The organism is Marinobacter lipolyticus SM19, from assembly GCF_000397065.2.
GTDB lineage: Bacteria > Pseudomonadota > Gammaproteobacteria > Pseudomonadales > Oleiphilaceae > Marinobacter > Marinobacter lipolyticus.
In genome coordinates this window covers 166,491-181,110 of the sequence record NZ_KE007328.1, presented here as the reverse complement: position 1 = coordinate 181,110, position 14,620 = coordinate 166,491, and the positions used below count along the sequence as shown (strand labels likewise).

Genomic DNA, 14,620 nt, shown 5'->3' with positions numbered 1-14,620 from the left:
TGATCAAGCGCCCTGAGGCGGAATCGGCCGATTCACCTTCAAATGTACCATGGCAACGGTGAACAGGAGGAAGGTGAGGATCGTCAGGATCACCGGGGCGGCGGCGCCTTCGCTCAGCCAGGCAGAGACTACGGCCTGGGTGAAGTAGAAAATTACCACGAACGCTAACCAAATGTAGCCCTTGTTGTGGCCGCGAAAGACCGGAACCGCAAAGGCCAGCAGAGGGATCAGCTTTACCGAGAGCATGAGTGGGACCGACACACCCTCGACCTGCGCGGGGTAGAATGTGGTAATCAGGAGTGTCGCCAGCACCCCAATGTACAGGGCGATGGTCAATCTGGCTGTTATACGTGCTTTCGGGTTGTGGAGCATGGGTGCTTTCCGTCAATGATCAGTCAATGTCTTGTGTTGTGTCTCAGCCGAGTTTCCGGGCCAGCGTGCCCAACCGCTCACCGAAGCTCTGGCAAACGGTTTTCTCATGACTGGTCAGTGGTTGTTGCTCGCCGGTGCCGGCCCAGTGTGAGGGGCCATAGGGTGTTCCGCCGGATGAGGTTTCATTCAGCGCAGCCTCTGAATAGGGCACACCGCACAACACCATGCCATGGTGCAGCAGGGGTAACATCATGCTGAGCAGGGTGGCTTCCTGGCCGCCATGGAGGCTGCCGGTGGAGGTAAATGCTCCGGCGGGCTTGCCGGACAGGGTGCCGTTCAGCCAAAGATCCCCGGTGTTGTCCAGGAAGTGTTTAAGCGGCGCCGCCATATTGCCGAATCGGGTTGGGCTGCCAATGGCCAGTCCGGCGCAGCCTCTAAGGTCGTCCTTGCTGGCGTAGGGGGCACCGCTGTCGGGAACCGGGGCGAGCGACGACTCGGTATCGGGAGAAACGGGGGGCACCGTGCGAATACGAACCTCCATACCGTTAACCCGCGATACACCGCGGCCAATGAGGGTAGCCATTTCGGCGGTTTGACCGGTTCGGCTGTAGTAGAGCACCAGTACGTAGGGTTTGTCAGACGACATTAACAGGCTCCGGTCAGAGAATGGTCAGCACGTTTTCCGGCGGACGACCCAGGGCAACCTTGTCGCCACGGATCACGATCGGGCGTTCAATCAGTTTGGGATTGGCTGCCATGGCACTGACCAGCGCATCACGATCCATGTCCGGGTTGTCCAGGCCAAGTTCCTTGTACTCCTTTTCCTTGGCGCGCATCAGCTGGCGGGGTTCATAGCCAAGCACATCGAGGATGTGTATGAGTTCCTGCTCTGTCGGTGGGGTTTCAAGGTAGCGTATAATCTCCGGCTCGATACCGCGATCGGTAAGCAGTTCAAGGGTTTGTCTGGATTTTGAACAGCGGGGGTTGTGGAAAATACGGGTCGGTTCTGTCATCTTCTGGCCTGAGTTTTAAATGGCTTTCCTGAATTTCGGATGCCCCGTAGTCTAACAGGAGGACTCCCCGTGCAGTACCCTGCAAGGTCCCGTTGTCGAACTCTCTTTTCACCCCTGGTCGTGGTGACGTTTTTGTTGGCGCTGTCTGGTTGCGAAAAGGTGGCGTTCGAGCAGGCACAAGGCGAGCCTGTGGAATGGGAAAGCCTCCGGGGTCAGTGGGTCCTGGTGAACTACTGGGCCGAGTGGTGCAAGCCCTGTCTGGAAGAAATTCCCGAATTGAACAAGCTGGATCGCAATAGCCGCATCACGGTGCTGGGCGTGAATTTTGACGACATCAAGGGGCAGGCGCTGGTCGATCTGGGCGAATCCATGGGTATCCGCTACACCATGCTGGCGGAAGATCCGGGCCCTGAGTTTGGCTGGAAAACTCCGGTGGCATTGCCGGCCACCTTTGTCGTGGATCCGGAAGGTGAATTGCTTGAGACTCGGTTCGGTCCCCAGACAGAAGCCGAAGTGAGAGAACTGACGGGCGGCTGATGCCGACCGCAACTGGAATATTCAACAGCAGGAATAGCCTGACGTTATGGCGCAAACCTTTGTACACCTCCGCGTACACTCCGAATACTCCATGGTGGATGGACTGGTGCGGGTCAAACCGCTGGTCAGCCGGGTTGCGGAGCTCGGCATGCCGGCCGTGGGCCTCACCGATCAGTCGAATATGTGCTCGCTGGTGCGTTTTTACAAGGCTGCCACCGGAGCTGGCGTCAAGCCCATCATTGGTGCCGATCTGTGGCTTGAGAATCCTGAGGAGCCGGAAAACCCCTTCCGCCTGACGCTGCTGGCCCGTAACAATGACGGTTACCTTCACCTGACCGAAATCATCAGCCAGGGTTACACCGAAGGCCAGCGTTTTGGTAAACCCATCATTCAGCGCGCGTGGCTGGAAGCCCGGTCGGGCGGCCTGATCGCTCTGTCGGGAGGCAAGCTTGGTGATGTGGGCAGGGCGTTGCTGGCAGGTAAGCCGGAGTTGGCGCGGGAACGGGCCGAATACTGGATGAATCTCTATCCGGAGGCTTATTACCTGGAGATTCAGCGCACCGGCCGTGCCGGCGACGAAGACTGCCTGCACCTGAGCGTCGAGCTGGCGGACTCCCTGGAGATCCCGGTGGTGGCCACCAACGATGTTCACTTTCTGGAGACCGAAGATTTCGAGGCCCATGAAGCCCGGGTGTGCATCGGCGAGAGCCGGACTCTGGACGATCCCCGCCGTGACCGCCGGTTCAGTGATCAGCAGTATCTCCGCAGCGCGGATGAAATGATCGAGCTGTTTTCGGACATTCCTGAAGCAGTGGATAATACTGTCGAGATTGCCCGGCGATGCTCGGTAACTGTCCGCATGGGCGAGTACTTCCTGCCGAACTATCCGATCCCGGAAGGGATGACCATGGACGAGTACTTCCGCAAGGTTTCGGAAGATGGCCTTGAGGAGCGTCTGGCTAAAACCCTGAGCAAGGATGACCCGGAGTACGACACCAAGCGGGAAGCTTATTACACGCGACTCAATTTCGAGCTGGACATCATCACCCAGATGGGGTTCCCGGGCTACTTTCTCATCGTTATGGACTTCATCAAGTGGGCCAAGAATAACGGTGTTCCGGTGGGGCCAGGACGGGGGTCTGGTGCTGGCTCACTGGTGGCCTACGCCCAGTTGATTACCGATCTGGACCCGCTGGAATACGATCTGCTGTTTGAGCGCTTCCTGAACCCGGAACGGGTATCCATGCCTGACTTCGACGTCGACTTCTGTATGGAGGGACGCGACCGGGTAATTGCGTACGTGGCAGAAAAGTACGGCCGTGAGGCGGTCTCCCAGATCATCACGTTCGGCACCATGGCGGCCAAGGCGGTGGTGCGGGACGTGGCGCGGGTTCAGGGTAAGTCCTACGGCCTGGCGGACAAACTGTCCAAGATGATTCCGTTTGAGCCGGGGATGACCCTGGAGAAGGCCCTTGAGCAAGAGCCCCAACTGACTGACTTCCTTGAGCAGGATGAAGAAGCCCAGGAAATCTGGGACATGGCCCTGAAACTGGAAGGTGTGTGCCGGAATGCCGGTAAACACGCCGGGGGCGTAGTCATCGCGCCCACCAAGATCACCGACTTCTCTCCGCTGTATTGCGACGACGAAGGCGGTAGCCTGGTGACCCAGTTCGACAAGGGCGATGTGGAAGACGCCGGCCTGGTGAAGTTCGACTTCCTGGGGCTGCGGACTCTGACCATCATCGACTGGGCCCTGAAAATGGTCAATCCGCGCCGGGAAAAGCGTGGTTTGCCACCTCTGGATATCAACGAAATTCCGCTGGACGACGTACCGTCCTTCAACATGCTGAAGAAAGCGGAAACCACGGCGGTGTTCCAGCTGGAATCCCGTGGCATGAAAGATCTGATCCGGCGCCTGCAACCGGATTCCCTGGAGGATATGATCGCCCTGGTGGCGCTGTTCCGCCCAGGCCCACTGCAGTCGGGCATGGTGGATGACTTCATCGACCGGAAGCATGGCAAACAGCCGATGTCCTACCCGCACCCGGATTACCAGTATGAAGGTCTGAAGCCGGTGCTGGAGCCGACCTATGGGGTCATCCTGTACCAGGAGCAGGTCATGCAGATTGCCCAGGTGATGGCGGGCTACACTCTCGGCGGTGCGGACATGCTGCGCCGGGCCATGGGTAAGAAAAAACCCGAGGAAATGGCCAAACAGAAACAGATCTTCCTCGATGGCTGTGAGAAAAACGACATCGACAAGACCCTGGCCGAAAACATCTTTGACCTGGTGGAAAAGTTTGCCGGCTACGGCTTTAACAAATCCCACTCCGCCGCCTATGCCCTGGTGTCCTATCAGACGCTGTGGCTGAAAGCCCATTACCCGGCCGAGTTCATGGCCGCCGTACTCACCGCCGATATGCAGAACACCGACAAGGTCGTGACGCTGGTGGAAGAGTGCCGGAACATGAAGCTGGACCTGTTGGTGCCGGATGTCAGCCGTTCGGAATATACCTTTACCGTTAACGATGATGGTCAGATCGTTTACGGCCTCGGCGCCATCAAGGGGCTGGGGGAAGGGCCGATACAGAGTATTGTGGAGGGCCGGGCTGATGGCGAGCCTTACCAGGATATCTTTGATTTCTGCCGCCGGGTGGACCCGAAGAAAGTGAACAAGCGGGCCATGGAAGCCCTGATCCGATCTGGCGCCATGGACAAGCTCGGGGCCGGCCGGGCGCAGTTGATGGCCAGTATCGACAAAGCGGTGCAGCAGGCGGGGCAGCAGTCCCGTAACGACGCCGTGGGCATGACGGACATGTTCGGGGAGACCCTGGAGGCAAGCGGAGACGCGGATGCCTATGAGGACGTTGCCCACGTCCGGGAATGGCCGGAAAAAGAACGGCTGAAAGGTGAGAAGGATACCCTGGGGCTGTATCTGACCGGGCACCCGTTTGATGAATACGAGAAAGAAGTGCGCCGGTTTGTGCGCTCGTCCATCTCCGATCTCAAACCCAATAAGTCACCTCAGCGGGTGGCTGGTCTCGTGGTTGCTCAACGCACCATGAAGACCCGTACAGGCTCCACCATGTGTTTTATAACCCTGGATGATCGCAGTGCCCGCATTGAAGCCACGCTGTTTTCGGAAGCATTTTTCGAGAACCGGGAATTGCTGCAGTCGGACCAGGTGATTGTGGTGGAAGGTCAGGTCAGCCACGATGATTACTCTGGCCAAATGAAAATGCGGGTGAATTCCGTCATGGATGTTGGGACCGCCCGCCAACAGTTCAGCCGTGGGTTGAGGTTATCGCTGCATGCGGATCAGTTGCAGAACGGGTTGCTGGATAAGCTGGGTCGTACCCTGGAACCTTTCCGTTGCGAGGGTAGTCCGGTATGGATCGAGTACAGCAGCGCGGAGGCGAGAACCCGTATAGAACTGGGAGAATCATGGAGAATCCAGCCAGATGACGACCTGTTACTGGAGTTACGCTACCTCGTAGGCGACCAGTCCGTGGAACTGGTCTATGATTGAGGCATGCCGATTTAATGTTAAATATCTGTCAGACTGCGGACTCATACCAATGTCCGCTTTAGCCTCGGAGCGGGCACTGCTATCTTTGTCCAAAATTCTGGTTTGACGGGATAAATTTCCGTCCTGCAAACAAATGATGGAACGTCATGAACCCTAACTATCTGGATTTCGAACAGCCTATTGCCGACCTGGAAGCGAAAATCGAAGAGCTTCGCATGGTAGGAAACGACACCGACATTAACATCTCCGATGAAATCAATCGGTTGAAAAGCAAAAGTGTCAGTCTGACAGAAAGTATTTTTTCCGATCTTCAGCCCTGGGACGTGGCGCGTCTGGCGCGTCATCCACGTCGTCCCTATACGCTCGACTACATCGAAATGATCTTCGATGATTTTGACGAGTTGCACGGCGACCGCCGGTATGCGGATGACCTCTCGATAGTCGGCGGGACCGCTCGCCTGGACGACAAGCCGGTGATGATTATCGGTCACCAGAAAGGCCGGGAAGTGCGTGACAAGGTCAAGCGCAACTTCGGCATGCCGCGTCCGGAGGGGTATCGAAAGGCGTTGCGTCTGATGGAGATGGCTGAGCGTTTTAAAATGCCGATTCTGACCTTTATTGATACTCCGGGTGCCTATCCCGGTATCGGCGCCGAAGAGCGAGGCCAGAGCGAGGCTATCGCGTTCAACCTGGGGGTGATGTCACGTCTCAAAACCCCGATCATCTCCACGGTAATCGGCGAGGGTGGCTCCGGTGGCGCGTTGGCTATTGGTGTGTGTGATCAGTTGAATATGCTGCAGTACTCCACCTACGCCGTGATTTCCCCGGAAGGCTGTGCGTCCATTCTGTGGAAGAGTGCTGAGTATGCAGCTCAGGCAGCGGAAGCCATGGGTGTGACGGCGGAGCGTCTGAAAGACCTGGGGCTCGCTGACAATGTCATCAAGGAGCCTCTGGGTGGCGCACACCGCAATCCCGATAAGATGTCCGAGTCGCTCCGCGAGACTCTGAGGAAAGGGGTTGCTGAACTGAGTCGTCTCTCTGCCGATGAATTGGTATCCCGCCGTTACGAGCGGTTGACCCGATATGACACGGGGCGGTAAAGCCGCCCCGAAGTTTTCCTGGCCGGCGGACTTGTGTTCGTCGGTCAGACATCTTCCCGATACTTCCTGTGTGTGGGTCGCCCTCAGTGGCGGTCTCGATTCCGTACTGCTTCTTCACGTTGTGTCCAGCTGCCTTGGTAACGATCGAACCATTGCGGCCATTCACGTTAATCACCAACTCCAGGCGAATGCCGGTGAAACCGAGCAATTTTGCCGGAAGTTGTGTGAAAGTTTGGGTGTCCCCCTGACGGTTGAGCGAGTAACGGTACCAACAAAGGTTACCGGCGAATCAACAACCGGCGGCATTGAAGAGGCTGCCCGCAATGCTCGTTATGACATCTTTGAGCGAGCTCTGAAGCCCGGCCACATACTGTTGATGGCGCACCATGGTGACGACCAGGCCGAAACTGTCCTGTTTCGATTGCTGCGGGGCAGTGGTGTGGCTGGCTTGGCGGGCATGCCGGCCAGTCGCGCGCTTGGCAAGGGTGAGTTGCACCGGCCGTTTCTCGCATTCAGCCGCCAACAGATCCGTGACTGGGCGCAGCTGGCGGGGCTGGAGTGGGTGGAAGATCCCAGTAATACCGACCAGAAGTACGATCGCAATTTCCTCCGTCATTCGGTAATGCCGTTGCTCAAATCCCGCTGGCCGTCGTTGATCAAACGTCTGGGGCGCAGCGCGGGGGCCTGTCGCGACCAGGAAGAGCTGGCGGCCTCCCTGGCTCGGATTCATTATGCTTCGGTGGGCGGGGGCGAGGGGGGGCGCTTGCGGATCGCTCAAATGCTCAGTCTAAGCCTGGCAGAGCAGAAAAACCTTTTGCACTGGTGGGTTACCGGGTCAGGTTACCGTTATCCCGCGGTGGCAGATTGGCAACAGGTCCTGGACGACCTGTTGCGCTCTGCCGCTGACCGGGAGCCTGAATTCCGGGGGGAGGGCTTCTCCCTGCGCCGTTTCCGTGGCGGGCTATACCTGGTGCCTGCGCAGCCAGGAGCTTTGCCGGTTCCGCAGTCCCTGAAACCCGGGCACCCGGTTCAGGTCGGTCCCTGGCGATTCACCCTGAGTGCCACCGTTAACTCAGGTGACGCGCCTCCGCCAATACGGATATCTACGAGGCAGGGTGGCGAGCGCATACGAACTCGCCCTGGTGGACCCTCGAAACCGCTGAAGAAATGGCTTCAGGAACAGCATGTGCCACCCTGGGAAAGGGCACGGATTCCCTTGCTTTTCGAGGGCCGGGAAGGCGGCGGCGAGCTGGTTGCCGTTGGCGATCTGTGGCTATCCGGTAAATACTGTGGGGAGGCCCCGGCCGCCGGCTGGCGCATTGTTGTGGAGCGGGAATTTGATTGAGTAAGGTGGGGGTTTCTGGTAGTCTGGCGTCCCATCTTGAGATGACAATCTCCCTCCTTCACCGAATCAGACAATCACGGAATCTGCATGACGCGTTATATTTTCGTCACCGGCGGTGTCGTGTCCTCCTTGGGGAAAGGTATCGCATCCGCTTCACTGGCTGCGATCCTCGAGGCACGCGGCCTGAAGGTCACTATCCTCAAGCTGGACCCGTACATCAACGTGGATCCCGGTACCATGAGCCCGTTTCAGCACGGTGAAGTATTCGTCACCGAAGATGGCGCGGAAACCGACCTCGACCTGGGACACTACGAGCGATTCATTCGTAGCCGCATGAGTCGTCGCAACAATTTCACCACCGGCCGTGTCTACGAAGAGGTCATTCGCAAAGAGCGTCGCGGAGACTATCTGGGTGGAACCGTGCAGGTCATCCCCCACATTACCGACGAGATCAAGCGTCGCGTGGTGGAAGGTGCCGCTGGGTCGGACGTGGCGTTGATTGAAATCGGCGGTACGGTGGGCGATATCGAGTCCCTGCCGTTCCTCGAAGCCTGTCGTCAATTGAAGGTGGAGGTAGGCCCGCAACGGGCGCTGTTCATGCACCTGACGCTGGTTCCCTACATCGCCACCGCTGGTGAAATCAAGACCAAACCCACTCAGCACTCCGTGAAGGAAATGCGTTCCATCGGCCTTCAGCCGGATATCCTGCTGTGCCGCTCTGAACATGAAGTGGATGCCAGCTCCCGCCGCAAGATCGCGTTGTTCACCAACGTGGAAGAGCGGGCAGTCATTCCGCTGCAGGATGCCAAGTCCATCTACGCCATCCCCCGCATGCTTCACGAACATGGCCTGGATCAGTTGGTCATTGAGCGCTTCAGCCTGGACGCACGTCCTGCGGACCTGGGCGAGTGGGACGCCGTTGTCGAATCCCTGATGAATCCGGAAGACGAAGTGACCATCGCCATGGTCGGCAAGTACATGGAGCTTCTGGACGCCTACAAGTCGCTGATTGAGTCCTTGTTGCACGCTGGTATCAAGACCCGTACCAAGGTGAAGATCAACTACATTGATTCCGAGGACATCGAGCGTGACGGTACAGGAGCGCTCGATAGTGCTGATGCTATCCTCGTGCCGGGTGGTTTTGGTGAGCGAGGCGTCGAAGGCAAGATTCGTACGGTGCAGTATGCCCGCGAAAACAAGGTGCCTTATCTGGGTATTTGCCTTGGCATGCAGGTTGCCGTTATTGAATACGCCCGCAATGTGGCCGGCCTGAAGGACGCCCACAGCACCGAGTTCCGCCAGCACACTCCGGAGCCGGTGGTTGGCCTGATAACCGAGTGGCTGGATGCCAGTGGTGAGCGTGAGGAGCGTACCGAGGAATCCGATCTGGGCGGCACCATGCGTCTGGGCGCACAGGACTGTGTGTTGACCGAAGGTTCCACCATTGCCAACTGCTACGGCAAGAAAACCATCCGCGAGCGCCACCGTCACCGTTACGAAGTGAACAACCATTTCCTGCCAAATCTGGAAGGGGCCGGGTTGAAGATCTCCGGACGTTCAACCGATGGTCGTCTGGTGGAAGTTGTTGAAGCTCCGGATCATCCCTGGTTCGTGGCGTGCCAGTTCCACCCTGAATTCACGTCAACGCCCCGTGACGGGCATCCCCTGTTCAAGGGCTTTGTCCAGGCAGCACTGGCTCATAAAAAGGAATCCTGAGCATGGCACAGAGCACGGTTAACGTCTCCGGAATTGAGGTCGCCAACGACAGGCCGTTTGTGTTGTTTGGCGGTATGAACGTACTGGAATCTCCCGAGCTGGCCATGGACGTGGCAGAAGCCTATGTCGAGGCCACAGGCAAGCTGGGCATTCCGTATGTGTTCAAGGCTTCCTTCGACAAGGCCAACCGCTCTTCCGTGCACTCATTCCGTGGCCCCGGTCTGGAGAAAGGGCTGCAGATACTGGCGGACATCAAGAGCAAGTTTGGTGTCCCCATTATTTCCGATGTTCATGAGCCCGCTCAGGCTGCACCTGCTGCGGAAGTGTGTGACATCATTCAGCTGCCCGCCTTCCTGAGCCGTCAGACCGATCTGGTGGTTGCCATGGCCAAAACCGGCGCCGTGATCAACATCAAGAAGGCCCAGTTCCTGGCACCCCAGGAAATGAAGCACATCATCACCAAGTGCGAAGAAGCCGGTAACGACAAGGTCATACTGTGCGAGCGCGGCAGCAGCTTCGGCTACAACAATCTGGTGGTCGATATGCTCGGCTTCGGCATCATGAAGTCGATGAATGTGCCAGTGATGTTTGACGTGACCCACTCACTGCAGATGCCTGGCGGGCGAGCCGATTCAGCGGGTGGCCGTCGCGCCCAGGTCACCGACCTGGCGCTGGCTGGCATGTCCCAGGGGCTGGCCGGTTTGTTCCTGGAAGCACATCCCGACCCTGACAATGCCAAATGCGATGGCCCCTGCGCTTTGCGCCTGAGTCAGCTTGCGCCGTTCCTGGAGCGGGTGAAGGCCGTTGACGACCTTGTTAAAAGCTTTAAGCCTATCGACACCGCCTGATTGGCGGTGTTTGTTTTTGTATTGCTTGGGGGGAGCGAGCAGTCATACCCCCGACTGCTCTTGATCGAACTATAAGTCATAACCTTCTAGACATTGAAAATATGGAGATTCGGACGAATGACCAAAATTGCCAACATCAAAGGCCGTGAAGTACTGGATTCCCGCGGGAACCCCACGGTTGAAGCCGATGTGATTCTTGAAGACGGCACCATTGGCAGTGCCTGTGCGCCCTCCGGTGCGTCCACCGGCTCCCGTGAAGCCCTGGAGCTTCGGGACCAGGACGCTAACCGCTATCTGGGTAAAGGTGTGCTGAAAGCCGTTGAGGCCGTAAACACCAAAATCCGTGAAGCCCTGATCGGTAAAGATGCAGCCGATCAGCGTGCCCTCGACAACGTGATGCTGGAGCTGGATGGCACCGAGAACAAGGCCAATCTGGGCGCCAATGCGATTCTGGCGGTGTCTCTGGCTGCAGCCAAGGCCGCTGCGATTTCCCTGGGCAAACCGCTGTATGAGCACATTGCGGACATCAACGGTACTTCCGGCAAGTTCTCCATGCCGGTTCCGATGATGAACATCCTCAATGGCGGTGAGCACGCGGACAACAACGTGGATATCCAGGAGTTCATGGTTCAGCCGGTGGCGGCCAAGAGCTTTGCAGAAGCCCTGAGAATTGGCGCCGAGATCTTCCACAGCCTGAAGAAGGTATTGAAGGCCCAGGGGCTGAACACCGCGGTAGGTGACGAAGGTGGCTTTGCCCCGAACCTGCCGTCCAACGAAGCGGCGCTGGCGGTGATTCAGGAGGCGGTTGAAAAGGCCGGCTACAAGCTGGGGTCCGACGTGACCCTGGCCCTGGACTGCGCATCTTCCGAGTTCTACAAGGACGGTCAGTATCAACTGTCCGGTGAAGGCAAGAGCTTTGATTCCGAAGGCTTTGCGGATTACCTGGCGGGCTTGTGCGAGCGTTATCCGATCGTCTCCATCGAAGACGGTATGGATGAGAGCGACTGGGACGGCTGGAAAGTGCTGACCGACAAGCTGGGCAGCAAGGTACAGTTGGTCGGTGATGACCTGTTCGTAACCAACACCAAAATCCTGAAGCGGGGTATCGACAAGGGCGTTGGCAATTCCATCCTGATCAAGTTCAACCAGATCGGTAGCCTGAGTGAAACCCTCGATGCCATCAAGATGGCTCAGGACGCAGGTTTCACGGCGGTGATCTCCCACCGTTCCGGTGAGACTGAGGACACGACCATTGCCGACCTGGCGGTGGCTACCTGCGCCGGCCAGATCAAGACTGGCTCTCTGTGCCGCTCGGATCGTGTTGCCAAGTACAACCAGCTTCTGCGCATTGAGGAAGCCCTGGATGGTAGTGCACCATACCGTGGCCTGACCGAGATCAAGGGACAGGGCTAAGTGTTAAGGCCATCGTGTTCTGGATGAACATTCAGTCACGATGGCCTTTTAGCACAACCATTTAGCATAATTTGTTGTTAATCTACTCTAAGGTCTATACTCAACATTCAGTGTTGGTTTTTTGTTCGGCTTTTATTAAACGGAATTAGCAATGAAGTTGCTCTGGTCCATCATGGCTGTGCTGATACTCCTGCTGCAGGTTCGCCTGTGGGTTGGGGAGGGTAGTTTTGCGCAGGTCTGGGCTCTGGAACAGTCCATTTCCGAGCAGCGGGAAGAGAACGCCGAATTGTCTACCCGCAACGAGCGCCTTTACGCTGAAGTCCGGAATCTGCATAACGAGCAGGGTGCGGTGGAAGAGCGCGCGAGGATGAACCTGGGGCTGATCCGTGATGACGAAACCTTCTTCCTGGTTGTTGAAAACTGATACAAGCCAATGACGAATCCCCGATTCTGGCTGATCGTGCCCGCAGCCGGCATTGGTCAGCGCATGCAGGCCGAATGCCCCAAGCAGTACCTCAAGATTGATCGTCGTTTTATTCTTGATATTACCCTGTCACGCACCCTCGACTCTGCTCCGTTTGATGGATGTATGGTTGCCCTGCACCCAGACGACCGCTGGTGGCCGGACACTGAAGCCAGTGGCGATTCGCGGGTTCAAACCTGTCACGGCGGCTCTGCGCGGGCAGACTCGGTTCTGGCGGCTCTTCGTGCGCTGGCTCCACAGGTTGATGCGGACGACTGGGTGCTGGTCCACGATGCCGCCCGCCCGTGTATCCACCGGGACGATCTGACTCGGTTAATCACCTCCCTGCAGAATCACGACGTCGGCGGCTTGCTGGCCTCTCCTGTTGCCGACACTCTCAAGAAGGGCAATAACGACACCCCCCCGCAAGTCCGGGAGACGGTTGACCGGAGCTCCCTCTGGCGAGCCCTGACACCCCAGATGTTCCGCTATGCCAAACTGCTTAACGCGCTGGAGTTGGCTGCAGAAAATGCCCGGCCTGTGACAGATGAATCCTCTGCCATGGAATTTTCAGGTAACATGCCGGTACTGGTGGAAGGACGTCCGGACAATATCAAGGTTACTGTTCCAGCGGATCTCGCCTTGGCGGGATTTATCCTCAGCCAGTTCTGAATTTGCCAGCACGGTCTCGGGAAAGTCTCTATGCGTATTGGTCAGGGCTTTGATGTCCATGCCTTCTGCGAAGGCAGCTTTGTTACTCTTGGTGGTGTCCGGATTCCTCACAGTCACGGCCTGAAAGCCCATTCTGACGGCGACGTGCTTCTGCACGCGCTGGCGGATGCGCTCCTGGGAGCAGTGGCGCTCGGTGATATCGGGCATCTGTTTCCCGATACCAGTGATGAATGGGCCGGAGCCGATAGTCGGGATTTGCTGCGTCGCGTCATGAATCGGGTCGCCGAGGAAGGTTTTTCCGTGGTGAACGTGGACACCACTCTCATCGCCCAGGCGCCCAAGATGGCGCCGCACGTGGAAGCCATGCGATTGAATATTGCCGATGACCTAGACATACCTGCCAACCGGGTCAGTGTGAAAGCAACCACCTCCGAAAGACTGGGCTTTACCGGGCGAGGTGAGGGCATTGCCTGTCAGGCGATTTGCCTGCTGGAGTCGGTGACCTCGTGAGTAAAAATACAGGGGACACCGGCAGCTGGACACTGGATTGGCCAACGTCACGGGGGCATCGGGTTGCCCGAGCCGAGTTGAAGAGTAGCCCCGAGGATTTTCGGGTTTTTGAAGATCTGGGGTTGCCCGGGTTTCCCGCTGAGGGCTCGTCGGGAGAAGACACCACCGGTGGCGAGCATCTCTGCCTGTTTCTGGAAAAGACCGGTGACAATACCGAATATGTCGCCCGCCAGTTGGCGTTGTTGTCGGCCTGTCGCCATTTCGATGTGGGCTTCTGTGGTCTCAAGGACCGTCACGCTGTGACCCGTCAGTGGTTCAGTATCTATCGCCCGGGGTTGGAAGCGGACGATGAAGTCTTCATCTCGCGGGTGGTGGATCGCTGGCCGGTTCTGGCGTGGACCCGCTCTGCCCGTAAACTCCGCCGTGGAGACCACCGGGGCAATCGCTTCGAGATTACCCTTCGCAGGGTGGCCGGCACCGCAGCTGACATTGATGAAGCATTGCATGAGCTGAGCACGTTGGGCGCCCCGAATTATTTTGGTCCCCAGCGGTTCGGCCATGGCGGCGCCAATCTTGATCGCGCCCTGACCATCGACCCATCGAAACTCAATCGTGGCGGCCGAAAAGGCGGTAAAAAGCGAGGGGGTGGGCGTTCGGGGTCTGGCAGTCAGGACAGTAAAAACGTATTGTACTTTTCTGCAGCCCGGTCATGGCTGTTCAACGAGGTGCTTGGCCGTCGGGTAGCGGTTGGCAACTGGCGAAAAGTCCTGGATGGGGAGCCGGGATTTAGCCCCGATTCGGAACCGGTTACAACAGGCCCCCTATGGGGAGACGGAGGTACCGAAGCGGTATCGGAGCAGGGGGCCTTCGAGCGCGAAGTGGTTGCCGAAACCCCCGGGCTGGAAGCGTTGTTTTCGGTCACCAGGATGAAGCCGGAGCGCCGTCCCCTGATTGCCATACCGGAGCAGCTGCATTGGCAGTGGTTGGAAGATGACAATCTTTCGGTCAGTTTCTGGCTCGCGCCGGGGCAATACGCCACCACACTCCTGGCAGATATTTTTGAATTGCATGAAGGGGCAAAAGACCCCGAACAATAAAGTGT

14 protein-coding genes are annotated in these 14,620 nt (G+C 57.8%); 11 read left to right on the top strand and 3 right to left on the bottom strand.

Annotated elements, in window-relative coordinates; translation table 11 throughout:
- Positions 1–3: 3 nt before the first annotated feature.
- From MARLIPOL_RS16825 to arsC, 3 genes are read right to left on the bottom strand one after another with little or no spacing between them, the layout of a single operon-like run.
- On the bottom strand, positions 4–372 hold the full coding sequence (locus MARLIPOL_RS16825; RefSeq protein ID WP_012139520.1) for a DUF2069 domain-containing protein: 369 nt from the start codon (positions 370–372) through the stop codon (positions 4–6).
- 43 nt (positions 373–415) lie between these two features.
- Positions 416–1,018: an NAD(P)H:quinone oxidoreductase gene (wrbA, locus tag MARLIPOL_RS16820; RefSeq protein ID WP_012139519.1), complete on the bottom strand. Its 603-nt coding sequence runs from the start codon at positions 1,016–1,018 to the stop codon at positions 416–418.
- A 13-nt stretch (positions 1,019–1,031) separates the two neighbouring features.
- The gene (gene arsC, locus MARLIPOL_RS16815) at positions 1,032–1,385 is read right to left on the bottom strand and encodes an arsenate reductase (glutaredoxin) (protein ID WP_012139518.1); all 354 of its coding nucleotides are present in this window, start codon (positions 1,383–1,385) and stop codon (positions 1,032–1,034) included.
- Between the two features lie 69 nt (positions 1,386–1,454).
- On the opposite strand from arsC, the gene MARLIPOL_RS16810 reads away from it, so the two are divergent.
- From MARLIPOL_RS16810 to truD, 11 genes are all read left to right on the top strand, one after another.
- On the top strand, positions 1,455–1,922 hold the full coding sequence (locus MARLIPOL_RS16810) for a TlpA family protein disulfide reductase (RefSeq protein ID WP_012139517.1): 468 nt from the start codon (positions 1,455–1,457) through the stop codon (positions 1,920–1,922).
- A 46-nt stretch (positions 1,923–1,968) separates the two neighbouring features.
- Positions 1,969–5,451 (top strand): DNA polymerase III subunit alpha, encoded by a 3,483-nt coding sequence (gene dnaE / locus MARLIPOL_RS16805; protein ID WP_012139516.1) that lies wholly within the window; start codon positions 1,969–1,971, stop codon positions 5,449–5,451.
- Between the two features lie 146 nt (positions 5,452–5,597).
- The gene (gene accA, locus MARLIPOL_RS16800; protein ID WP_012139515.1) at positions 5,598–6,551 is read left to right on the top strand and encodes an acetyl-CoA carboxylase carboxyl transferase subunit alpha; all 954 of its coding nucleotides are present in this window, start codon (positions 5,598–5,600) and stop codon (positions 6,549–6,551) included.
- A complete protein-coding gene (gene tilS / locus MARLIPOL_RS16795; protein ID WP_012139513.1) occupies positions 6,535–7,896 on the top strand; it encodes a tRNA lysidine(34) synthetase TilS in 1,362 nt (453 codons plus the stop codon). Before accA ends, tilS begins: the two co-directional genes overlap by 17 nt.
- 87 nt (positions 7,897–7,983) lie before the next feature.
- Positions 7,984–9,612: a CTP synthase gene (locus MARLIPOL_RS16790; protein WP_012139511.1), complete on the top strand. Its 1,629-nt coding sequence runs from the start codon at positions 7,984–7,986 to the stop codon at positions 9,610–9,612.
- Between the two features lie 2 nt (positions 9,613–9,614).
- On the top strand, positions 9,615–10,460 hold the full coding sequence (gene kdsA / locus MARLIPOL_RS16785; protein WP_012139509.1) for a 3-deoxy-8-phosphooctulonate synthase: 846 nt from the start codon (positions 9,615–9,617) through the stop codon (positions 10,458–10,460).
- A gap of 117 nt (positions 10,461–10,577) precedes the next feature.
- Entirely contained in the window at positions 10,578–11,873 is a 1,296-nt protein-coding gene (eno, locus tag MARLIPOL_RS16780) for a phosphopyruvate hydratase (RefSeq protein WP_012139508.1), read from the top strand.
- A 151-nt stretch (positions 11,874–12,024) separates the two neighbouring features.
- Positions 12,025–12,297, top strand: coding sequence for a septum formation initiator family protein (locus MARLIPOL_RS16775; RefSeq protein ID WP_012139507.1), 273 nt, complete (start codon positions 12,025–12,027; stop codon positions 12,295–12,297).
- A gap of 9 nt (positions 12,298–12,306) precedes the next feature.
- A complete protein-coding gene (ispD, locus tag MARLIPOL_RS16770; RefSeq protein ID WP_012139506.1) occupies positions 12,307–13,008 on the top strand; it encodes a 2-C-methyl-D-erythritol 4-phosphate cytidylyltransferase in 702 nt (233 codons plus the stop codon).
- Positions 13,009–13,038: 30 nt separating this feature from the next.
- A complete protein-coding gene (gene ispF, locus MARLIPOL_RS16765) occupies positions 13,039–13,518 on the top strand; it encodes a 2-C-methyl-D-erythritol 2,4-cyclodiphosphate synthase (protein ID WP_012139504.1) in 480 nt (159 codons plus the stop codon).
- On the top strand, positions 13,515–14,615 hold the full coding sequence (truD, locus tag MARLIPOL_RS16760; protein ID WP_012139503.1) for a tRNA pseudouridine(13) synthase TruD: 1,101 nt from the start codon (positions 13,515–13,517) through the stop codon (positions 14,613–14,615). Before ispF ends, truD begins: the two co-directional genes overlap by 4 nt.
- Positions 14,616–14,620: the final 5 nt, after the last annotated feature.

Bases quoted from the DNA above. Each gene is read 5' to 3' on its own strand.
- MARLIPOL_RS16825 (WP_012139520.1), bottom strand. From the start codon at position 372: ATGCTCCACAACCCGAAAGCACGTATAACAGCCAGATTGACCATCGCC.
- MARLIPOL_RS16775 (WP_012139507.1), top strand. From the start codon at position 12,025: ATGAAGTTGCTCTGGTCCATCATGGCTGTGCTGATACTCCTGCTGCAG.
- arsC (WP_012139518.1), bottom strand. From the start codon at position 1,385: ATGACAGAACCGACCCGTATTTTCCACAACCCCCGCTGTTCAAAATCC.
- dnaE (WP_012139516.1), top strand. From the start codon at position 1,969: ATGGCGCAAACCTTTGTACACCTCCGCGTACACTCCGAATACTCCATG.
- MARLIPOL_RS16790 (WP_012139511.1), top strand. From the start codon at position 7,984: ATGACGCGTTATATTTTCGTCACCGGCGGTGTCGTGTCCTCCTTGGGG.
- ispF (WP_012139504.1), top strand. From the start codon at position 13,039: ATGCGTATTGGTCAGGGCTTTGATGTCCATGCCTTCTGCGAAGGCAGC.
- eno (WP_012139508.1), top strand. From the start codon at position 10,578: ATGACCAAAATTGCCAACATCAAAGGCCGTGAAGTACTGGATTCCCGC.
- tilS (WP_012139513.1), top strand. From the start codon at position 6,535: ATGACACGGGGCGGTAAAGCCGCCCCGAAGTTTTCCTGGCCGGCGGAC.
- ispD (WP_012139506.1), top strand. From the start codon at position 12,307: ATGACGAATCCCCGATTCTGGCTGATCGTGCCCGCAGCCGGCATTGGT.
- wrbA (WP_012139519.1), bottom strand. From the start codon at position 1,018: ATGTCGTCTGACAAACCCTACGTACTGGTGCTCTACTACAGCCGAACC.
- accA (WP_012139515.1), top strand. From the start codon at position 5,598: ATGAACCCTAACTATCTGGATTTCGAACAGCCTATTGCCGACCTGGAA.
- kdsA (WP_012139509.1), top strand. From the start codon at position 9,615: ATGGCACAGAGCACGGTTAACGTCTCCGGAATTGAGGTCGCCAACGAC.